The sequence below is a fragment of the Streptomyces sp. NPDC097640 genome (assembly GCF_040302705.1).
In the GTDB taxonomy this organism is placed as follows: domain Bacteria; phylum Actinomycetota; class Actinomycetes; order Streptomycetales; family Streptomycetaceae; genus Streptomyces.
Window position 1 is genome coordinate 77,036 of sequence record NZ_JBEOSB010000040.1, and the last position, 20,853, is coordinate 97,888.

Genomic DNA, 20,853 nt, shown 5'->3' on the forward strand with positions numbered 1-20,853 from the left:
GTCGTACGAGACGCCGAAGCGTGTCGTACGACTCCGGCGTCGTTTCAGCTACCGCCCGAACGCCGCCGCGCTATCTCCGCTTGCCCGTAAGGCATCAGTCGCACCGGCCCAAGGAGTCCGTACGTGAATTCAGGCCGGCCCTTCCAGCTCGCGTAAGCGGGATCGCCGGTCAGGGCCTGGCTGCGGAGGGCGTTGCCGAGGTTGGTGGAAACCTCGATCCTGATCTCGTTGAGGCCCGTCCGCAGAGCCGACGTCACATCCGTGGCAGTGCCGTTGGGAACACCCGCGACGCGGATCGCGGTTCCGTTGACCCAGACGCGCACCGCCCCGGCGAAGTCGCCGAGCGCGAGTTCGACACCTCTGTCCTTCCCCAGCCACGAGGCTGGCAGATTGATGGCAGTGACGTAGGAGCCCGTACCCGACCTGCCCTTGAGTTCTGGGATGTCGCTCCAGCCGCGCAGGTCGTCGAGGGCGATTTCGGCTCTCGCGCCGCCCGTCGGCGACACGGTGTCAGCCGTCAATGTCCAGGGGCCCGTGACCGTACGGGCCGTGGGCAGCCTGGGGATCTCAACCGTGCGCTCGGAGCCGTCGGAGAGTCGGACCCAGCGTTTGCCGCCCCGGTCGTCCCGGACCACGAGGCCACGACCGCCACGCACGATCCGTTCGGCGTCGGTGGCCTCGGCGACCCGCAGCTGCGTGTCCCGTCGGTCGAAGAGCAGCACCGCGGTGTCGTCTGCGCCGATGCGCACCGGGACAGTCACCGTCCGCCCTCGTGTTCTGTACAGGCCCAGCGGCGTCGCCTCACCGGTCCACAGGTCCAGCGACGTGGGCGCCCCTGTGGTGAGGAAGGTCAGCTCGCCGTAGTAGGGGGTGGTGGAGTTGTTGTAGAGGAACCACACGTCCCCACGCGTCGTCCGCCGGTGCACCGGCACGATGGCGCTCACTCCGGGGCCGGCGACATCCGGCCTCACCCCGAGCCCCAGGAGCTGCTCGACAGCCGCTCCGGGTTGTGTGGCGAAGCGCACGGTGTCCATGGCCTTCAGCTCGGCCATGGCCGCCTTCACCCGGGTGTCTTCACGGCCGGGATTCCGGAAGCCCATTCCCCGGGCAGGTATGGCGCCCTGTATGACCACGGGGAGCCCGGCCGCCGCCAGTGTGATCAGTTGCTCGGCGGCATCGGCGGAGAGCGCGGCATGGTCGTGGACGAGGACCGCCTTGTAGGCCGGGCCGTGCGGCAGCAGCCGTCCGTCGCGGACGGGGCCCGCGGACGTCAGGTTGTCCGGGCCGATCACATCCCAGGTGAGCCCGGCATCGTGCATCGTCTTGCGGAACGTGTCCTCGGCCGTTCCCGTCGGGTCGGGTGCCATGCCGTCCACGGACGAGGCAGCGCTCAGGACGGTCACGTCCACGCGCGGGCGCCCCGTCCGGAGAACGGCGCCGGCTCGCGCGGTGTAGTCGGCCAGCCCGCGGAGCGCCTTGAGCTGTGGCCAGTCCTGGTTCCACGAGTCGGCGAACGAGAGCCGCTGCCCGATCCAGGGAGCCCAGCCGAGCCAGGTCGTCTTGCCGGCCTCCTGGTGGTTCCGGTAGGCGAAGCCGTGCAGCACCATCCGGCTCACTCCTGCGGCGAAGGAGTGGTCGGCCAGGGCCTTGAGGTCCTTGGGGTCCTGTCTGAAGTCGCCGAACAGGGCCGCACCCCACTCGTTGGAGATCTCGGTGGCGCCGCTGAGGTGGGCGCCCGATACGACTTGGCGGTACCTGTCCAGAACGGCGCGGCTGTTGGCGGTTCCGGGCGGCAGCGGACCGGTGCCGCCCGGGATGTACGCACGGATGGCGGGATCGCCGAATCCCAGGGTTTCCACGTCGGGCTTGGGCAGTGCCTTGGCGAGGTACGCCGGATTCGTGGGAAGAGCCCCGTCACTCTGGAATGCCTGTCCGCGGAACGTCAGCCCCTTCTGCGCGGCCCATCTCGCGATGGGTTGCAGGTGCTCGCTGACCAATAGCTCGTTGACGGTGGCCGTGTAGTCGTTCTTGAGGCGTTCGTCCGCACCCTCGGGAAACGTGTACTCATCGAACAGGCCGGGGAGCAGCCGTCTTGGTGAGTACGCCCGCCGGGAACGGAACGCGCTGATCATGTCGCGCGTCCAGAATACGGCCGACTGTCCGGCAGCGACAGGGCCGTGGGCCAGCTCGTACGAGTCCTCGAAGACATCTCCGCCATTGACGCGCAGCAGGGCGGACGCGGCATCGAACACGCGCTGGTCGAAGCCGTCGAGCGCGGCCTGGATGGCGGCACGGTTCAGATGGTCCACGACAAGAGGCCCCGTGGCTCCCCCACTGATTTTGTTGATCTGGCCGGTCGGCCGCATCCAGAACCCGAAGAGCCGCCAGGCCCCCTCGCCAGGCGCGCGCCACCTGATGTTCGAACCGTCTGTCTTGTCCGTCAGGTCGACAGCGGTCGCCGGGTCCATGACGGCCGGGCTCTCACCGGGCCTGCTGAGCACCCGGGCCGCGGTGACGGCCACAAGTCGCTTGTGCGGGGCGGCTCCCGGCGGCGGGTTGTCCGGCACCGGGCCGTCGTACCATGCCTCCGCCGCGACGTCGACGGCACCGTAGTGGAGGTCCTGCGCGGACAGTTCCTTCGCAACGTCGCCGACCTCCGGGGATGAAACCGGCCACCCCGGCCCGAGTGTGATGTCGAAAGTCAGACCGAGACTCGTGGCCTTGCCCAGGGCGTAGAGCAGACTGTCACGGAAGTCGGTACTGCCCCACTTCTCGCCGTTGCGCAGCAGAGATTGCTCGACGCCCGCGAAACCGGCGTCCTTGATGGCGTGCAGCTCCGCGTCGATCTCGGACTTGTCCAGGTCGTCGGTGGGCCACCACCACCTGAACTTCGGCCGGTACTCCGACGGCCCCTGGGCGAGTGCGTCCGGACTCGCGACCAGGTCCCGCACCGGATCAGCGGGAACGCCCGCTGCCTGAGCACCGCGAGGGACGATCCAGCTCGACTGGGCGATGACAACGGCCGCTGCCGCCGCCTTGATGAGGGATCTGCGCGGGAGAGAAGACACGATTGTCCTTGTCATCAGGCTCTGTTCATTTCGACGGCTTCGGGGCAGCCGCGAAGAAGTTCGACCGGAGGGCACTCGAGTCGGCCGAGCAGCAGTTGAGATCAGCCCGGCGAGCCCTCAGCCGACGAGCGGTTAAATCGTTTCAACCTCCGGGTTGGTGAGAATCTAGAGCGACTCTCGCCCGGTGTCCACCTCCCAGGGGCCCCTCTTTTCAAACTAGTTCAAAAAAATCTTCCCAGTTCATGACAGACTCTTCCCTCCACTCCCCCAGTCGCATCATCGGCCGAACTCGAGCACGTACCTCTCCGGGAATCGACACCTCAAGGGATGAGCCAGGCAGCGTCTTGAAACATTTCAACGACTGCTGAAACTATGGCGCCGCCGCACGGTCGTAGAAGGCCGCGCCTTTGCCATAAGGCCGCGCCTTTGCCATCCGGAGATGCGTCGCTGCAGGCCGTCAGGGGGAAGCTGCGGCACGGGAACGCCGCGCGTGGACAGGCTGTGGCTTGGAGCGCTGTCCAGCGCCGATATCCCCGTTCGGGAACGGTGGTGCGGTCGGTCTTGGCGGGGAGCAGTTGGTGTCCGGTATGGGTACCTCATGGGGCGGAGGCCCGCTGGTGCACCAGTAAGCGAGGACGGCGGCGACCATGTGTGGCCGTCCGAGATGAAGCCACCGGACTGGAGCGCGTCCACACCGGCGTCTGTGCAGCCGGTGTGGTGCGGGTTGGCGCCGTTATGCGGACCCCCACTGGCGGGGGGAGTCGTGGATGGCAGCGGCAGCCGCTCCATCTTGGTGCGCCACGGTGCTGTGGACGGCAGTGTGTACGGGGGCCGTGCGCGGCATCCGCGTGCACGGCCCCGGCCACCCCAGAGGCGGTCCCCCTCGGCGGCACTCTCACGGGCACATCCGGAGCGCCCTGCGGCGTTCGGCTTATTCTTCACGTCAGCCGGGCGACCGTACACGCGAGATAGGTGACGTTCTCACGAAGGCGTTCGAGTCCAAGCCGACCGTTGGCGACGGCTCCAACGAGCGGAGCCGTGGACCAGGCGCCTCGCCCGGAAAGGCGCCACCCCCAGCTGGCCAAGAAATCCAGTACCGGCCAGCTGAGCGCTACCCCCTGAGCTCCGGCTCCATCGGGCGCCAGAGCCCGCGTCCCGATGTTCAGACGACGCACATTCGGGGTTACCAGGTGTCATCGTCTTCCGGCTCTGTTGGGGTGAGTTCAGGGCGTCACGCCAACGGGGGGGATTGACGGCATCGACATGCACGGCCCAACACTCCCCCCTCGACTTTGCGGTAACAGGCGCGGAATTACCAACGGAGTTGGGCCTGACCTGGGGCGACGCTCGCTGTTTGCCGAATGCCCGAGCGTGTGACGTAGGCGCGTGCGCAGGAAGGGTGCAGCGACATCTTGCGGAAACGTGCTGGTAGCGGAGCCGTCTCGTGAACGCGAGGTCTCCGTACGCGGGCGAAGGATATGGAGATTCGGCGCCTGCTACCGCAAAGCCTGTCAGTCGCGGAGCCGCCAGCGGCGCAAGGGCCGACCCTCCTCGTAGGTCACCCACGTACCGTCATTCCCGCCGACGATGGTGCCGATCCGCGGCGCACTGCTCGCGTCGGGATAGTGCACTGCTGCGGCGACGGCCTTGATGTCCGACATCGCCACCAGTACATGCTCGACCCGCTCGCCGGCCATACGCCGGACGAGGATGTCGCGGACCGAGGCGAAGCAGGTCTCTTCATACTCGTACCACTCGTCCCAGTGCTCGACGGTGTCCGCGCTGTCGAACCGACCCAGGATCGGCCCCGTGTACCCGGAGGCGAGCCAGTGGAGCCGGTCAGGATGAACGTCCTGCGGGATGGCGTCCATCGTTCCTTCCAACGAGAACGTGCCTTCCTCGGTCCACCGCACCCAGGCGCCCTGCACGCCGTCGGCGTTACTGACGACCGTCTCCCCGAACGTACGGCCGTCGGGATGAATCCGCAGTGTGCGTTCGAAATACGAGTCCTGCGGCGAGACGGACAGCACCCGTCCGGTGGCAAGCTCGACCACCCGACGTTCGAGGTACTCGGCGCCGTCCTCCTCGTCGTTGGCGCCCAGCACCGGTACGAACGCCCACAGGTGACCGTCCTCAGGCGGAAACACCATTTCTCCCGGCATCGGATCGCCGACACAGTTCAGCAGGTCGGGATGGTGCACCTGCCACACCGTCCGGCCGCCGGCGTCGACCACGGCCATGTACCCGAGCCCCGCGAACGCCGCCCACCGCAGGTCCCGGCTCACCACCGCGCGCAAGACCGGCGACGGCTCGGGCGCTGGGAACCGAGCGAGGAGCCGGAGATCCTCCCCGAGCAGCACGGCCGCGCCGTCGGTACCCACAGCGCACCAGCCATACGACAGCCGGACCGGTGCACCCACCGTCTCGATGGGTGCCTCGCCGCTCAGTTCGGCCGCCCGTTCCGGCAGGAGCCGCCAACGTTGCAGGGGCTGGTCCTTCGCCCAGGTCACCCAGGTGTTGTCCCGGCCGCTCACGATGCCGGCCGTCTGCGGCGATCGGCTCGGATCGGGGTAGTGCACCCGCGCCGTCGGCTCGGCGGTCCGGGCGTCCAGCACCAGGTGCTCGGCCGGGCCGTCGCCGGTGTGGCGGGCGACCAAGAACCCGTCGCGCATCAAGTCCGCGTCACCGGACCCCTGACCGTCGGGGTGGATCCGGCCGTCCAGTTCGCGATACCCGGTGGCGGTGCGGGAGCACACGAGTCCGGAGGGTAGTTCGACCACCCACCGTTCGAGCCGCCCGGCGCCGCTTCCCTCCTCCCCGCCGCCCGACACCGGTACGAACGCCAAGAGGTGACCATCCCCGGGCGGGAACGCGACGGCGCCCGGCAACCGGACTCCGTCGGCGCCGCGCAGGTCGGGGTGGCGCGTCCGCCAGACGGTCTCCCCGTCAGCGTCGACGACGGCGATCTGCCCGTCACCGGCGAACGCCGCCCACCGACGATCCGTGCTCACCACCGCGTGCCGGCCGGGCATCGACATGCCGACCCCGTCGGGTGCCGGGAACCGGGCGAGTACCGCCAGGTCGTCGTCGAGTAGCAGCGCCTCGCCGTCATTGTCCAGCACACACCAGCCGGACGGCACCCGAATCGGCGCGGCGGAGATACTCTCCGGCCCCTCTGCAACCCAGTCGGCGATGCGTTCACTTAGGCCGGATTCCGGCGCCCCCGTTGACACGCGCCCTAGCGTATTGCCCGCAACCGCTGGCTCGGACAGGGGCTGGGGCGCCGCGACACGCCGCCACGGCTCGGCGGCGCGCGAGAGGACGCGGCCCGGGAGGGCCCCAGTGTCCTAGCTCAGACAGCAGCCGCAAAGTAGCGGGGGATTACGTCCTCGCCGCCATGGCGGCCTGTTCGTCGTGTTGACCCCGGCAAACTCGATCGAGGTCACGAACGCACGACGCCCAGTGCCCCGAAGACCGACAGCCGGATGGCGGCCGCGCACGAGGAGCATTTCGAGGCGGCAAACGGTCCGGGGCACCCGGGATTGCAAACACGTACTCAGTTTGTCCTTTAACCTGCCATGTCTGCTACGCCCTTCAGCAGGAACGTGGTGTACTGGTCGGCCGTCTGGTTTGGTTCATGAGGCGGCGTGCGACAGAGTGCTATGGAGCGAGCATGTGGGACGGCCCCTTTTACCGAGTCAGGCGTGACGGATACGAGATCTGCTTCGTGCCCGATGCGGGAGAGGACCTCGACTCGGTCTGCAATGTGGACATGTGGGTCATCCGCGATGACGGCGATCGCTGGTCCGGAACCGTGTTCACTCTCGACGAGGTGCACCGAATCATGGACCGCCAGCGGCAGGCAGGCGAGCCAGAAGGCGACTACTGGTGGTGCTGGGACGGCCTCATCGTCCGCGACGCGGGTCTGCCGTCGATGGTCAAGGTCATCGACGGGCTCATCGCCGCGGGCGAGCATGAGACAGTCCTTCGCCACATTGGACCCGAAGACGACGTTTGATCTTGTTTACGCTGGCTTACCGAACGATGCCCCGGACGTGATCGCTCGTACGGGGACTCCCGGGACGTGAACACGGCCTCCGTCTGATCCTGTGCTCCGGCTAAAGAGGCACTTGACCAACGCGAAGGCCGTGAGGGAATGAGTCTGCTGCAACATGACGTCCGGCGTGATGCATTCGCGGTGGCGTCATACTTCCGGGACCACTTCTTCGGCTGTCTGCCCGTGCGCGGGGACACGCTGTTCGAGCTGACCGATGCGTTGTTGTGCGCGGACGGGCCGGAGACCACGCCGTTGACCACGCCGGTGGACCTCACGCTGACGGCCGAGCACCGGCGCGGACACGGCGCGATGTACGACGCGCTGAGCCGTGGGAACGTCGATGTGCCGCGGCTCCGGCAGGTGCTGGCCGAGCTGCCGCAGCCCGTGGCCGCCGACGGACGCCTGGTCCTGGCGGTGGACGTCACCCACAGGCTCCGGCACTCCGGCCGGACGCGCCAACCAGCCCGGACCGCTTGTTCTGTCACGTCTACGGCCGCAGCGGACGCTCATCGGACCAGTTCGTGCCCGGCTGGCCCTACTCGTTCGTCGCCGCACTGGAGTCGGGCCGGACCTCGTGGTGCCAGATCCTGGACGCGCTGCGACTGGGGCCGACCGACGATGTCACCGAGGTCACCGCTGCCCAGATCCGCCGCGTGGTCGAGGGCCTCATCGACATGGACCGTTGGCAAGCCGGTGACCGCGACATCCTGATCGTCTTCGACGCCGGCTACGACGCTCCGCGCATGGGCTATCTGCTGGAAGGACTGCCGGTGGAGGTCCTCGGGCGGATGCGCACGGACCGTGTGATGCGCAAGCCGGTCCCGGTGCCGTGGATCTCGCCGCCGCAGGGCGGACGGCCGCCGAAGCACGGCAACTGAGACCAGCAGCGAATCCAACAACCTCACGTGAGACGGCGACAACGTCCGGAGAGAAGGGACAGGAGGTCGAACGCCGTGTATTGCTCGCGCCGGTGTGTGGTGAGGGCCTGGAGGCGCCGGAAGGAAACGTTCGGCGAACGGCCGCGACGGCTGGCTACCGGGTCTGCGGGCCGCAGCCCAGGACACCACCGAACGGGCTGGCCTCGCGCCAGGCCCCTTCCGCCATAGGTGCCGCATTCGTCGGCCACGAGACTCTGTCAAGGCGGAGCCGCCCGCAGGCGAAGCCGAGGACGAACGGCCTTGACAGAGTCTGGCGGCCGGCCATCATCACGGCGCCAACGACGGCTCAGTCACGCTGCCCGGTTCGACGCTCGTAGTCAGCGAAGCCGTCCTCGATCGTCGGCAGTACAAGCTCCACCCGGAAGTAGGGCACGCTCCACAGCGGACTGTCGCGAAGACCCTCGAACAGATCGGACCACGAGGTCAGGTCGTTGGTCGTCGCCACTAGAACATCGGACGGAGCGGCGGCCCAGGCTTCGGCGTCGAACCACCGGACCTGGACAGTGTCGTGTTTGTCCAGCAGCGGTTGCACATGATCGGCGATGAGCTGCTGACGCTCAGTGCGCCCCAGCGCGAGCCACGAGGGCAAAGCCGTGAGGTGCACGAATATGGTGAACCGCGGCTGCGGTTGGATGGCAGTCATAGCCCTATTGTGGATCAACCAACGTCGGCGAACGCCCCTCGGCGAATCGCCGTCAGGCCATCATCACGGCATCTCTCAGGCTACTCAGAGCCGGGGATCGGAAACAGCCGATCAGCTTGTTCTTTATGGTCGCCGGTGAGTGACCGCGACGGTTCGCGGGGTTGAGTGAGCATGGCTGCCCCGGTTGCTGCGCCTGTGTGACCTTGTGCTTCGGCATCCGCCGTTGTGGGTCCTACCGGTCGTTCATTTGGTCCGAAGAAGGCTGCGGCATCCCGGCCCTGGTTGGTTGCGGAGGCGGGTGGGCACGCTCGTACTGGTCGTGCCAAGCAGCGATCGTGAGGAACAGTGCAACGGCTGCCACGAGCAGTTGGACCGCACCTGCGAACGGATGTGCCGAGTACAGGAAGATCACGGCGATGACGAGCACGCCCAATGTGAACCCGCCGGACCAGAGGATCGCAGCCCAGTCCATCGGGGGTGCCACGGTTTGCTCGTGCGCACGGCCCCATCCACGGATGACCGACGTCAACCCCAGCAGAAAAGCGACCGGGATTTCGATGAGCAGCACGATCAGGCTTATGCAGCCACCCGCGAACCCGTCGCCTCGCAAGTTCGAAGGCTTCCCAGGGCGGGAATCGTTCTCCGGCAAGCGCGGTATACGCGTACTCCGCTCGAAGCTCATAGTCACACGCTCGTACGCCACGCCGTGCACCGCATGACGGTTCACCAGGCCGAGACCGAGTTGTGCCCGAGCTGAGCACCCCGTAGGGCCCCGCCTCGAACCGCAAAGTGAACGCACCCGCTCGTACGAGGGTCCCGGGGACATGATCACGGCCTCCGTCTGATCCTGTGCTCCGACCAAAGAGGCACTTGACCAGTACGAAGGCCGTGGGGGAATGAGTCTGCTGCATCACGACGCCGGCCGGGAGCGGTTCGCGGTGGCGTCACGCTTCCGGGATGACTTCTTCGACTGCCTGACGGCGCGCGGGGACACGTTGTTCGAGCTGACCGATGCACTGTGGTGTGCGGACGGGCCGGTGACCACGCCGGTGGACCTCACGCTGACGGCAGAACACCGGCGCGGACACAGCGCGATGTACGAGGCGCTCAACTGCGGGTACGTCGAGGTACCGCGACTGCGGCAGGTCCTGGCGGTGGACGTCACCGACAGGCTCCGGCCGGACGCGCCAACCAGCCCGAACCGCCTGTTCTGTCACGTCTACGGTCGCAGCGGACGCTCCTCGGACCGGTTCGCGCCCGGCTGGCCGTACCCGTTGGTCGCCGCGCTGGAGCCGGGCCGGACCTCGTGGTGCCAGATCCTGGACGCGCCGCGGCTGGGCCCGGCCGACGATGTCGCCGAGGTCACCGTGCCCAGGTCCGCCGCGTGGTCGAGAAACCTCATCGACATGGCCCGCTGGCGCCCGGGTGCCCTCGACATCCTCATTGTCTTCGACGCCGGCTGCGACGCTCCGCGCATGGCCTATCTGCTGGAAGGACTGCCGGTGAAGGTCCTGGGGCGGACGCACACCGACCGCGTGATGCGCAAGCCGGTCCCGGTTCCCTGGATCTCACCTCCGCAGGGCGTTCCGCTTCGCCAATCCCGACAGGCGAGATCCAGGGAACCGCGACCGCGGCTGTCACCGACCGGTACGGCACCGCTCGCGCGATGGCCTGGGACCGTGTCCATCCACGTCTGACCACCCGCTCCGCGTGGATCGACCATACCGGCGGCCTCCCCGTCATCGAGGGCACGTTGATCCGACTGGAGGTCGATCGCCTGCCCGGCGGCCACGATCCGCTCCCCGTCTGGCTGTGGTCGTCGGCCACCGGTCTGTCAGGCGAGCACATCGACCTGCGCTGGCAGGCGTTCCTGCGCAGATCCGACCTTGAACACGCCTTCCGGATGAAGAAACAGCCCCTCGGCTGGGCTCGCCCGAAACTCCGCACGCCCCAGGCAGCTGACCGGTGGACCTGGCTGATCATCGCGGCCCATACCCAACTCCGTCTCGCCCGGCCGCTGGTCGCGGCCGGCCGGGCACGGCCCCTCAACTTCACCATCACCGCAGGCCAGGCAGGTGATGCACCCTTCGAGACGGTGATGTCCCGCATCCGCGTGCCCCGCGCTGGCCCCGGCACGCCCCAGACCCGGCCCCTGGCCGTTCTGACCGACTGCGCGTATTCCTCACGTGCCGACCGGCACCGGGGTATCCGTGCGCTCCTCCCACAGCCGTCCGCCCAAGTCAGCCACCGCCTGCGACGAGGCCGACTCGGTGGCCGCCCGCCCGGCTGCGACAACGAGGCATACAAGCAGCGGAACACCTCGAACGGTGCATAAACCGCCTCAAGCCGTGGCGCGGCCTGGCCACACGAACCGACAAACCCACGATCGCCACCAGGCCGCACTCCACCTCGCGAGCATCGTCATCTGGACCCGACGCTGACCAAAGAGACAGAACCTAGGAGCGCGTCTCAGTAACCATGCGGGTTGATGGCGGCTTCGAGGTTGTTCAGGGTTGGCGGCAGGCTCGGAGCCCACGTACTCTGCGCGGGTGAGTGAGATCTTGACCTACGTCGAGATGACGTCGTGTGACCAGCTCAATCCGGCCGTTTCCGTGCCCAGCCTGGCTCTGGAGCCGCTGGACCGCGACTCATCGCTGATCACCGACCTTCAAGCCCGTATCGGCGCACCTTACGGCTGGGAGAGCGCGAGCCGCTCCGCCGAGGAGTGGGAGGCCTGGTTCGCCGGGTGCCCGGCCAGGAGATTCTGGCTGCTGTCGTTCGGCGGCAAGCCGGCGGGCATGGTCAACTACGACCTGCATCCTTCTCGCGAGATCGAGATTGAGACCTTCGGTCTTCTGCCGGAGTTCATCGGCAAAAGGTTGGGCGGTTCCGCGCTGACTCTCGCAGTGCGACAAGCGTGGGAACTGCTGCCCTCGGCAACGCGTGTCTGGCTGCACACCTCGTCACTGGACCACCCCGCTGCGTTGCCCAACTATCACCGTCGAGGCTTTCGCACTTTCAAGATCGAGGAAGGCGATCGAAAGCCCTTGCCGTACGGCGTCAGCTGACGCTGGTGGTCGATTCGCGCTCGGTCCCGGTGATTTGGCCGGACAGAAGCCGGCCACCGCCCTGCGCGCATATCTCGGGCTCGACCACCTGCTGTCGCCGGTGCCCGATCCCGGGTCAGCGACGTTCAGGCCGTTCGCCCCGGAGCTGACAGACGCGGTCGCCCCGCGATGCTTTGCCCCCCTGATCAGTAACCGGCGACCCGCATACAGATCGTGATCATTCATGCGGGATGATCATGGTATGCGTGCTGAGGAGCGACTGTTTGAGGCCGAGCTCGTCGAAAAGAAGCGTTTGCAGGCCCGTGCAACCGGCGTGGGCAAGCGGTTCCGGGCGGCGTTCGACCCGCACCAGGTCTTGCTGCTGCCGCCGTCGCTGGACGACTGGCTGACCCACCGGGCTTCTCGGCCCGGTCACCGGCTCCCGCCAGGTCGGCTTCCCACCCGACAGGACCCCGAGTGTCGCCTCATCACTGACGCACCACCCTGCTGCTTGCCCGTTACCGAGACACGCTCCTAGCCGATACGTTCGGCCAGAGCGACGATGACTCCCGAGGGGCCGCGGAGGTTGCAGAGACGGTAGATGTTCTCGTACTGCGCCACCTCACCGAGGAGTTCGGCGCCATGGCGGCGCAGGCGGGTGATCGTGTCGTCGATGTCGTCGACGGCGAACATGACACGGTGCAGGCCCAGAGTGTTGGGTGGCGGGTTGAGCGGTCCGGCAGTGATCGCCGCGGGGGTGTGGAACTTCGTCAGCTCCAGCTTGCCGTGGCCGTCCGGGGTGCGCATCATCGCGATGGCGCTGCGGACCCCGTCGAGGCCGACCGTCTGGTCTGCCCAGACTCCCTCGATCTGCGCTTCGCCCTCCAGCTCCATGCCAAGCTCGGTGAAGAAGGCGATGGCAGCCTCCAGGTCGTCGACGACGATGCCTACGTTGTCCATCCGCTGAATCGTCACGGGGTGCTCCTTCTTCGTCGCGCAGTCCGTTCTGGCTACTGGTACCCCTGGGACGTAGCCGGTGCCGCATTCTCGACACCCGGAAGTGTCGATGTTTTGGGCGCTGCACCTTGCCGACGACCTGCGGCTCGCGATCGCCTATCAGGCCGCAACCGGAGGAGTTCCGGGCCCGGCACGCCCACGACGCGGAGTCTGACACCCCCGGGGCGGCGGTGTTCCTCTGCGGTGCCTGCCGATTCTCCGGCGACATCGGCACCGGGCTACTCGCAGCGCTTCCCCCCGACCCCCGTCTGAGCGCTGCGCTCCAGGCCATGCACCAGTGCGCCGGACACTCCTGGTCCGTCCCCGAACTCGCCGCGGTCAGCGGCCTGTCCCGAGCCGCCTTCGCTCGCATCTTCCACGAGGCACTCGGCCAGCCCCCATGAAGCACCTGACCGACTGGCGCATGGCCCTCGCACGCGCCCACCTCCGCACCGGCGAACTCGGCGTGGCGAGCATCGCCCGGAGCGTCGGCTACAGCTCGCCCTACGCCTTCGCAGCCGCATTCCGTCGCCACCACGGCGAACCACCCGGCGCCTGGCGACAACGAGAGTCGACGCGCGACAAGGGGCGGCCGCTCGGCACCATGCAGGAGAAAGAGGCGGGCCTGAACCCCGGTGACCGGGGTTCAATCCCGTGTTCTTGACGATTGTGATCAGCCGGCGTTCGGGTCTTGCCCGACCAGCCGCGTGAGCAGCGCCACGATCTGTGCCTGGTTCCGGTCCATCTTCTGGCCGAGCTCCTCGAGGCGATCCTCCAACCGGTCCACCTTCTGATCGAGGTTCCCAACCTGCAGACGCACCGCCGTCAAGTCGGACTTGATGATCCCGAACTCGCGATCGCTCTTCTCCGCGACCTGCTCGAAACGCCGGGTCAGAGCAGCGAGCTCACTGTGGGCTATGGGGTCCTCAGGCACTCGCGGCGCTCCCGACAGATCATGAAAAGCGGACATCAGGTCCCCACGATATCGCGCTCGCAGAGCCCAAGCCCGGTTCAGCTGGAGGGCTGTCGGGAGCGGGGCGCCGTTCCCTTCAAACATCAGCCGAGTACGGTGGTCCGCTGCCTCCAGAAGAGCGAGGCCGTAGGTCGTCAGCGCGCGACAGGTGCGCACCCCACCGGTTGCAGCACCTGGGTTCGAGTTATTTGCTAATAGGTATAAAACCGATCAAACGAGGCAGTCCTCGGGGTGCGAGTACCGAAGAATGCCGTCGGCGACGAGGGCATCGGAACGTGGGCGTGGATCACTAGCCGAGCAGAGGCTCACGGCCCTGTCTACAGGTCTCTGAACGAGTTACTTCAAGGAAGTCGACATCATGGGACAGCTCGATGACATGATCACCCTGGTGACCGGCAGCTCGACCGGGATCGGTCTGGCCATCGCCCGTCGATTCGCCACCGAGGGCGCCACTGTGTACCTCACCGGTCGGCACAAGACCGGGCTGGATGCGGCCGCACAAGCCGTCGGTGAACGGGCCATCGGCGTCCAAAGCGATGTGTCGAATCTCGACGATCTCGACCGCCTCTTCGCGACCATCAAGGAGCGCAGCGGCCGGCTGGACGTCGTCGTCGCCAATGCCGGCGTCGCCGAGCTCGCGCGACTAGGTGAGATCACCGAGGAGCAGTACGACAACACCTTCGGCATCAACGTCAAGGGGACGATCTTCACAGTCCAGAAGGCACTCCCATTGCTGCCGGACAGGGCTTCGGTGATCGTGCTCTCGTCCACCAATGCGTCGATGGGCGTCGAGGCGATGAGCGTCTACAGCGCCACCAAGGCCGCAGACCGCAACCTGGCCCGCACCTGGGCCGCCGAACTCGCGGGCCGCGGCATCCGGGTCAACGCTCTCAGCCCGGGCCCGATCGAGACCCCCGGCATCCGCAGCCTGGGGAGCCCGGCAAAGGGCGAACAGCAACTGGCGGACGGCCTCACTGCGATGATCCCACTCGGCCGGATGGGCCGCGCCGACGAAGTCGCCGCAGCAGCCGTCTTCCTCGCCTCGGACCAGAGTTCCTTCACCACGGGAGCCGAGCTCTTCGTCGACGGCGGCCTCGCCCAGATCTGAATTCCGAGCGCCCGCCGTCGGGACACGCGCCGGCTGTGCATTACTGCGAGAAGCGCGTAGAAGCGCGTAACGGCATGGGGACTGGTCTTCCCAACTCACCGGAACCTTGTGCCCATTCTGGAGGATGCGCGGGTTCTGCCGAAGCCGATCCTTGTCGCCATCGATCTCGCTGAGATCTCTGTCGCCTGACCACCACGCGAGTGCACCCCCGCGCTGGTGCCCATCAGCGGGATCGGCCGGGTGCCGTCCTTGCCGGATTTGCCGCCGCTCAGAGAGAGGGCCGACGGGTTGCCGTGCCGGTCGCAGACCCCGCCTGCGGCGATGGCCGGCCACTACCCGGCACACCGATCTCATTGCGAAATGATCAGTTAAAGCCGCACCCCGACTACTTGGTGCGCGGAGGACACCGCGCTTGCCCCCTCACCTACTGCGGCGGCGACGCGCTTGATCGATCCGTGGCGCACATCGCCTGCCGCGAAGACCCCGGGGATGCTGGTTTCGAACGGCAGTGGCCCACGCTCGAGGTTTTGCCAGTGCTGGCCAAGATCTTCCGGCGGGATGTGCGCGTCGGTGCGGATGAATCCGTTCCCGTCCACGGAGCAGTCGCCGTACAGCCAGCCGGAAGCGGGATCCGCCCCGATGAAGCAGAACAGTCCTCTGCACGGCTTCACGGCTTCCTCTCCGGTCACCGAATTGGTCAGCCGGACCGCCTCCAGCGACGTATCGCCTTCAAGGGCAGTGATCTCGGTGGAGGCGCGGACTGAAATCATAGAGTCCGAAACGATCCGGTTGACAAGATAGGAGGACATACGAGCTCCGACATCCTCCCCGCGGACCACGAGATCGACGGTACAGCCCCTGCTGGACAGGAAGAGCGCGGCCTGTCCGGCGGAGTTCGCCCCGCCGACGACGGCTACTTCTCCACCCGCGCAGGAACGGACTTCCAACTCCGTGCACGCGTAATATATCCCTGCGTGCTCGAACTCGCTCCATCTTGCAATCGGAAGGGATCGGTAATGGGCACCGGTCGCGATGATGACAGCTCGTGCGAGAATTTTCATCCCGCCGAACAGGGAGATTCCCAGCTTTTCGCCGCTTGTGTCGACGGTTGTCACCTTGCTGGGGAAGTACATGCGTGCGCCGAATTTGAGAGCCTGGATCGAGGCGAGCTTTGTCAGTTCTGCGCCGCTCACGCCGTGCGGGAATCCAAGGTAGTTTTCGATACGTGAAGTTGCCGCAGCCTGGCCGCCGGGGCCGACGGCGTCCAGCATGACGGTGCTCAGGCCCTCGGAGGATCCGTACACCGTCGCTGCCAGCCCGGCCGGGCCGCCCCCGATGACCACCAGATCCACGTCTTCGCCCTTGGACGGCTTGTAGGACAGCCCGAGGCTCTGCGCCAGCCGCGCGGGGGTGGCCTTTCGGATCCAGGCTCCGGGCAGGAGCACAACGGGGAGGTCTTCGGCGCTCAGCGAGGAGATGTCCGGGCGGGAAGCGGCGGCCGGCCTGTCCACATCCAGCCAGCGGTGCGGAAGTTCCAGCCGCGCCACATAGGTCCGCAGTGACATCGACTCGGCCGAGAAGGCGCTCCCGATGATCTCAATCGTCTCTGCAGCCGCACCCATGAGGATGTCTCGCCTCGCCTCAAACGCGGCGAGAAGCAGATCCGATATTTCGGCGTCTGCCGCCATGAGGGAGCGGAACTTCTCGGGAGCCAGCCTGTGGATGCGGCCGTTCACCACTGCGCGCGCGGACAGATTGACGGACTGCCCGGTGAGTATTCCGAGTTCACCCAGAAATCCGCCGGGGCCGAAAGTTGCGATCACTTCCTCCGGGTAACTCGACGAGGCCTCCCGCACAATTTCTACGGCCCCGGACTCGATCACGACCAGGTCGCATGCCTCGTCTCCGATGTGGTAGATCATCTGACCTGCGGATATGTCCTCGGCCACACCGAATTCGAAAATTCGATTCAGTTGCCTGTCGTCGAGGGTCGCATACGCCTTCCTTTCGCGATCTCCGTGGTCGGCGTGCGGGGTGGTCATGTCTTCCTCTTCCTCAAGTTGGCCGTCGATATCAGCCAAAAGCGTTCTACGAACCTGTCAGGGAAACGTCTGCGATTCTTGCCGAACCAGCCGGCCCGGGTTCCGCCAACCTTTTGCGATTTGTGGCTCAGTGCATGGATTCAAGAGGGGACGCCTACGTCCAGGACGGTCTGGACGCCGTCCCGGACAAGTCGAGAGGAGGAATCGGCATCGACGGTGACCGGACTTCTGGAGCTCATTGCCGACGCACGACGCAGGACCACGTGGGACTCCGAGGTGGACAGGCAACCCCGAGTGATGGCGGATGCACACAGGGATCCGCCGTTTGAGCCAAGTCTCCCAGGCACCTGAGCCCCTCGCACGGGCAGCTGCCGTTCCCCTCACGCCCCTGGGGCTCGATCAACCGGTGACGGCCTTGCGCCGTCCGCGACCGGCGGCGACTGGCCGGCGGTCGGCGCGAGTGGCGGTTCGGCCACTCGCCTCGTCCTTGATCTGCAATCACTACACGGAGACCAGATCCCTGCTCGCAATTCACCCCTCCCAGCTCGGAGAGCTGCAGCAGAGCCTGAAGGTCGTGGATGTCCCGGAGCCTGCGGCTCCTGCCGCCGGGCAGGCGCTGATCCGGGTCGAGTACGCCCCGCTCGACCACCACGACCGGCTCCTGGCGCTAGGCACCTATCCGGTCTCGCGCGGACTGCCCAGCATCGATCGGGAATGAAGGAGCCGGTCCGGTCCAGGCAGTCCGTCAGTATCACCCGCATCCGCCCCCGCGACACGGTCCTGCTTCCCTCCGGCACCTTCGCTCGACTCGAACAGATCCGACTTATTTACCAATAAGTACACAATCGAATACAGGGTGGAGGCAAGGCTCCCGTCGGCAACGAGGGCGTCGGTTCTCTTCGCGGGTCTGCGGGCTGAACAGCCACCGGATCGGCTGTGCCAGCCGATGCTGGGCAGCTCGCTCGGTCCTTGGCACATGATCGAGGCAGAACACCATGAGCACACAGCGCACGATTGGCGTACTCGGGGCAGGAGAAGTGGGACAGGCGGTCGCCGACAAAGCCGTCCGCCACGGCCATGAGGTAGTCATCGACAACAGGCGGGGCCCGCAGACACTCGAGGCCTTCGTGGACGGGCTGGGGCCGAAGGCCCGCGCGGCAACGGCCGAGGAGGCGGCGTAGCCGGACCTTGTGTTTCTCTCGGTGCCGTTCTTCGCCGTGCCGGAACTGACGGGCCTCACCCGCTGGTGGCACCAGTCCCGTAGGCGATGAAGTTCACGCTGCTGTACTCACCGCCGCGGCCCGGTGGATGAGCGGGGGAGGTAAAGCCAACGCCCAGTACCGCCTCATAGCCAAGGTTGTACGCCTCGATCAGAAGGGCCTCGTGGGCGGTTCCATCGAGGAGCGCGCGGCGCCCCAAATGACTTTGACCTGCGTGAACGGGCGCGAATCATTACAGAGCGTGCTGGCTTCAACGGTTGCCAGCGCCTTGTCACGAAGCTCTCCGACCTCTTGCCGCCTCTTGCAGGCGTTGTCCATCCACTTCACGATCCGATTCTGACGCGCACTTAGCTTGTTCTTTAACCTCTACACCTCCCTGGTGCTCCCCTTTAACGGGGTGATCAGGGCGGCCTAATCAGACACACTGGTTGGGTGGAACATGATGAAGAACAGCCGTTGTCCGGCGGCAACGTCAGCGATGGTGTCGTTCGAGTCGGAGATACCGTCCGTCGTCCGGCCGGACCCTGGACTCCCGCTGTGCACGCCTTGCTCAGCCACCTGAACGGGGTGGGATTCCGTGCGGCGCCTCGCCCTTTGGGCATCGACGACCAGGGGCGCGAGGTCCTGACCTTTGTGCCGGGACATGTGGTCTGGCCCGACCGCTTCTCCCTGCTGGAACCCGCTCGGCAACTGGCTCGTGTGGCACGACTGATCCGGGACTTCCACGATGCAGTGCAGGACTTCACGCCACCACCCGACGCGCACTGGCAGGTGCTGGTCCCCGCCGAGGGCGGCGACACCATCGCCCATCACGATCTGGCCCCGTGGAACCTTGTGGTCGCAGACGAGTCCCAGTGGGCCTTCATCGACTGGGACACCGCCGGCCCCGGTTCCCGCCTGTGGGACGTCGCGTATGCCATGCACGGCTTCATCCCGTTGTCCGCGCATCCTGACTGGCAACGCGGCGATGCGGGAGACCGACTGCGAGTCTTCGCCAACGCCTACGGCCTCGATGAAGCCGAACGCCGTCTGCTGGTCCCTTTGCTGGGGCGCCGTACGCGTTCCATGCACGACTTCCTACGCGACCAGGCCGCCCGGGGTGTCCAGCCCTGGGCAACTCTGTGGGCCGCGGGCCACGGCGATGCCTGGCGAAGCGACGCCGAATACATCGAACAGCGCGAAGATCAATGGGTAAACGCCCTGCTCGCCGGCTGAGGCGCTTCCGCCCGCTCCTTGCTCCCAATGTCGAACGGTGTCCCGAACTGGATCGCTCACTCGGGTATCCACCGGACGCTGAGGCGGCCTTCGTCTGATCATGTGCTCCGACCAAGGTGCACCGAACAAGACGAAGGCCGTGAAGTGAGTCTGCCGCCTGACGCCGGTCCCAGGGAAACGTTCGCGAAGGCGTCACGCTTCCGGGAGGACTTATTCGACTGTCTGGCCGCGCGCGGGGACGAACTGTTCGGCCTCACCGACGCGTTGCGGTGCACGGACGGCCCGGTGACCTCGCCGGTGGACCTCACGCTGGTGGCCGATCGCCGACGCGCGCACGGCGCGATGTACGACGCACTGAACAGCGGAAACGTGGACATGCCCCGACTGCGGCAGGTACTCGCGGGCCTGCCCATGCCGCAGGCCGCGGACGGCCGCCTGGTCCTCGCCGTCGACATCAGCAACTGGCTCCGCCCCGACGCCCCGACCAGCGCGGACCGCCTGTTCTGCCACGTCTACGGCCGCAGCGGACGGTCCTCGGACCAGTTCATTCCCGGCTGGCCGTACTCGTTCGTCGCCGCCCTGGAACCGGGCCGCACCTCCTGGTGCCAGTTCCTGGACGCCGTGTGTCTCGGGCCAGCCGACGATGTCGCCGAGGTCACCGCCGCACAGGTCCGCCGGGTGGTCACCGACCTGATCGAGATGGGCCGCTGGCACGCGGGCGACCGCGACATCCTGATCGTCTTCGACGCCGGCTACGACGCCTCGCGCATGGCTTATCCCCTCGACGGCCTCCCGGTCGAGGTGCTGGGGCGGATGTGCTCCGACCCCGTCATGCGACGGCCGACGCCCTCGCTCAAGGAGTACGCCCTGTCCTACCCCCAGGGCGGGCGACCGCCGAGGCACGGCAAGGAGTTCCGCTTCGCCAAGCCGGAGACCTGGGGCGAGCCGGACGCGGCGACGGTCCAGGTCACCGACCGGTACGGCACCGCCCGCGCGATGGCCTGGGACCGTAGCCACCCGCGGCTGACCACCGTTCCGCCTGGATCGGCTATCGCCGGTGAACTCCCCATCATCGGTGGCACGTTGATCCTCCCTCAGGTCGACCACCTGCCCGGCGGCGGAGACCCGCTGCCCCTTAGGCTGTGGTCGTCGGCCACCGGTCTGAGCGGCGAGGACGTCGACGTCCGCTGGCAGTCGTTCCTGCGCAGGTTCGACATCGAGCACACCTTCCGTCTGATGAAGCAGACCCTCGGCTGGACCCGGCCCAAGCTCCGCACTCCCGAGGCCGGAGACCGCTGGACGTGGCTGATCGTCGCCGCCCACACCCAGCTCCGGCTCACCCGCGAAGCCGCAGCGGACCTCCGCCGCCCTTGGGAGAAGCCGGCCGAGCCCGCACGTCTCACCCCGGCCCGCGTCCGCCGGGGGTTTCGGAACCTCCGCCCTCACCTGCTGAGGCTGTCGCACGACTCCCGGCCCCCGAAGGTCAAGAGCGCCCTCGGGGTCTGTGGCTGATGAGTTTGTTGAGGTTATGGACCGTGCCGAGGAG

Annotated in this window: 17 protein-coding genes and 3 pseudogenes; 11 read left to right on the top strand and 9 right to left on the bottom strand. The window is 67.0% G+C overall.

Annotation, left to right across the window (positions count from 1 at the left end):
* Nucleotides 1-44: 44 nt before the first annotated feature.
* Nucleotides 45-3,068 carry a glycosyl hydrolase gene (locus tag ABTY62_RS42450; protein WP_352134723.1) on the bottom strand — a complete coding sequence of 1,008 codons (3,024 nt, stop codon included), beginning with the start codon at nucleotides 3,066-3,068 and terminating at the stop codon, nucleotides 45-47.
* Nucleotides 3,069-4,579: 1,511 nt separating this feature from the next.
* Nucleotides 4,580-6,301: a hypothetical protein gene (locus tag ABTY62_RS42455; protein WP_352134724.1), complete on the bottom strand. Its 1,722-nt coding sequence runs from the start codon at nucleotides 6,299-6,301 to the stop codon at nucleotides 4,580-4,582.
* A 440-nt stretch (nucleotides 6,302-6,741) separates the two neighbouring features.
* Here ABTY62_RS42455 and ABTY62_RS42460 point away from each other — a divergent pair, with 440 nt between their 5' ends.
* Nucleotides 6,742-7,086, top strand: coding sequence for a hypothetical protein (locus ABTY62_RS42460; protein ID WP_352134725.1), 345 nt, complete (start codon nucleotides 6,742-6,744; stop codon nucleotides 7,084-7,086).
* A gap of 138 nt (nucleotides 7,087-7,224) precedes the next feature.
* Nucleotides 7,225-7,997: pseudogene (locus ABTY62_RS42465) on the top strand (transposase); the annotation flags it as partial.
* Between the two features lie 352 nt (nucleotides 7,998-8,349).
* On the opposite strand, the gene ABTY62_RS42470 reads toward ABTY62_RS42465, so the two are convergent.
* Nucleotides 8,350-8,706: a darcynin family protein gene (locus ABTY62_RS42470; RefSeq protein ID WP_352134726.1), complete on the bottom strand. Its 357-nt coding sequence runs from the start codon at nucleotides 8,704-8,706 to the stop codon at nucleotides 8,350-8,352.
* A gap of 232 nt (nucleotides 8,707-8,938) precedes the next feature.
* On the bottom strand, nucleotides 8,939-9,274 hold the full coding sequence (locus ABTY62_RS47665) for a DUF6234 family protein (RefSeq protein ID WP_502997634.1): 336 nt from the start codon (nucleotides 9,272-9,274) through the stop codon (nucleotides 8,939-8,941).
* Nucleotides 9,275-9,602: 328 nt separating this feature from the next.
* On the opposite strand from ABTY62_RS47665, the gene ABTY62_RS42480 reads away from it, so the two are divergent.
* The 3 genes and pseudogenes from ABTY62_RS42480 (at nucleotide 9,603) to ABTY62_RS42490 (ending at nucleotide 11,774) form a co-directional block, all read left to right on the top strand.
* Nucleotides 9,603-10,403, top strand: coding sequence for a transposase (locus tag ABTY62_RS42480; RefSeq protein WP_502997635.1), 801 nt, complete (start codon nucleotides 9,603-9,605; stop codon nucleotides 10,401-10,403).
* Nucleotides 10,404-10,723: 320 nt separating this feature from the next.
* Nucleotides 10,724-11,147: pseudogene (locus ABTY62_RS42485) on the top strand (transposase family protein); the annotation flags it as partial.
* Nucleotides 11,148-11,255: 108 nt separating this feature from the next.
* Nucleotides 11,256-11,774 (top strand): GNAT family N-acetyltransferase, encoded by a 519-nt coding sequence (locus ABTY62_RS42490; RefSeq protein ID WP_352134728.1) that lies wholly within the window; start codon nucleotides 11,256-11,258, stop codon nucleotides 11,772-11,774.
* Between the two features lie 217 nt (nucleotides 11,775-11,991).
* On the opposite strand, the gene ABTY62_RS42495 is transcribed toward ABTY62_RS42490, so the two are convergent.
* On the bottom strand, nucleotides 11,992-12,168 hold the full coding sequence (locus ABTY62_RS42495) for a hypothetical protein (RefSeq protein ID WP_352134742.1): 177 nt from the start codon (nucleotides 12,166-12,168) through the stop codon (nucleotides 11,992-11,994).
* Between the two features lie 119 nt (nucleotides 12,169-12,287).
* Entirely contained in the window at nucleotides 12,288-12,728 is a 441-nt protein-coding gene (locus ABTY62_RS42500; RefSeq protein ID WP_352134729.1) for a VOC family protein, read from the bottom strand.
* A 421-nt stretch (nucleotides 12,729-13,149) separates the two neighbouring features.
* On the opposite strand from ABTY62_RS42500, the gene ABTY62_RS42505 reads away from it, so the two are divergent.
* The gene (locus ABTY62_RS42505) at nucleotides 13,150-13,413 is read left to right on the top strand and encodes a helix-turn-helix domain-containing protein (protein WP_352134730.1); all 264 of its coding nucleotides are present in this window, start codon (nucleotides 13,150-13,152) and stop codon (nucleotides 13,411-13,413) included.
* Between the two features lie 9 nt (nucleotides 13,414-13,422).
* On the opposite strand, the gene ABTY62_RS42510 is transcribed toward ABTY62_RS42505, so the two are convergent.
* The gene (locus ABTY62_RS42510) at nucleotides 13,423-13,683 is read right to left on the bottom strand and encodes a hypothetical protein (protein WP_311724157.1); all 261 of its coding nucleotides are present in this window, start codon (nucleotides 13,681-13,683) and stop codon (nucleotides 13,423-13,425) included.
* A gap of 397 nt (nucleotides 13,684-14,080) precedes the next feature.
* Between ABTY62_RS42510 and ABTY62_RS42515 the strand changes: the two genes are divergently transcribed.
* Entirely contained in the window at nucleotides 14,081-14,830 is a 750-nt protein-coding gene (locus tag ABTY62_RS42515; RefSeq protein ID WP_352134731.1) for an SDR family oxidoreductase, read from the top strand.
* Between the two features lie 368 nt (nucleotides 14,831-15,198).
* Here ABTY62_RS42515 and ABTY62_RS42520 read toward each other — a convergent pair whose 3' ends face one another.
* Entirely contained in the window at nucleotides 15,199-16,911 is a 1,713-nt protein-coding gene (locus ABTY62_RS42520) for an FAD-dependent oxidoreductase (RefSeq protein ID WP_352134732.1), read from the bottom strand.
* A 535-nt stretch (nucleotides 16,912-17,446) separates the two neighbouring features.
* Between ABTY62_RS42520 and ABTY62_RS42525 the strand changes: the two genes are divergently transcribed.
* Both ABTY62_RS42525 and ABTY62_RS42530 read left to right on the top strand, forming a co-directional pair.
* Nucleotides 17,447-17,590, top strand: coding sequence for a hypothetical protein (locus ABTY62_RS42525; RefSeq protein WP_352134733.1), 144 nt, complete (start codon nucleotides 17,447-17,449; stop codon nucleotides 17,588-17,590).
* 277 nt (nucleotides 17,591-17,867) lie between these two features.
* A complete protein-coding gene (locus ABTY62_RS42530) occupies nucleotides 17,868-18,053 on the top strand; it encodes an NAD(P)-binding domain-containing protein (RefSeq protein ID WP_352134734.1) in 186 nt (61 codons plus the stop codon).
* A gap of 189 nt (nucleotides 18,054-18,242) precedes the next feature.
* Here ABTY62_RS42530 and ABTY62_RS42535 read toward each other — a convergent pair whose 3' ends face one another.
* Nucleotides 18,243-18,419 carry a hypothetical protein gene (locus ABTY62_RS42535; RefSeq protein ID WP_352134735.1) on the bottom strand — a complete coding sequence of 59 codons (177 nt, stop codon included), beginning with the start codon at nucleotides 18,417-18,419 and terminating at the stop codon, nucleotides 18,243-18,245.
* Nucleotides 18,420-18,524: 105 nt separating this feature from the next.
* Between ABTY62_RS42535 and ABTY62_RS42540 the strand changes: the two genes are divergently transcribed.
* Complete coding sequence (locus ABTY62_RS42540) at nucleotides 18,525-19,307, top strand: phosphotransferase enzyme family protein (protein WP_352134736.1); 783 nt, start codon at nucleotides 18,525-18,527, stop codon at nucleotides 19,305-19,307.
* Nucleotides 19,308-19,451: 144 nt separating this feature from the next.
* Nucleotides 19,452-20,853: pseudogene (locus tag ABTY62_RS42545) on the top strand (NF041680 family putative transposase); the annotation flags it as partial.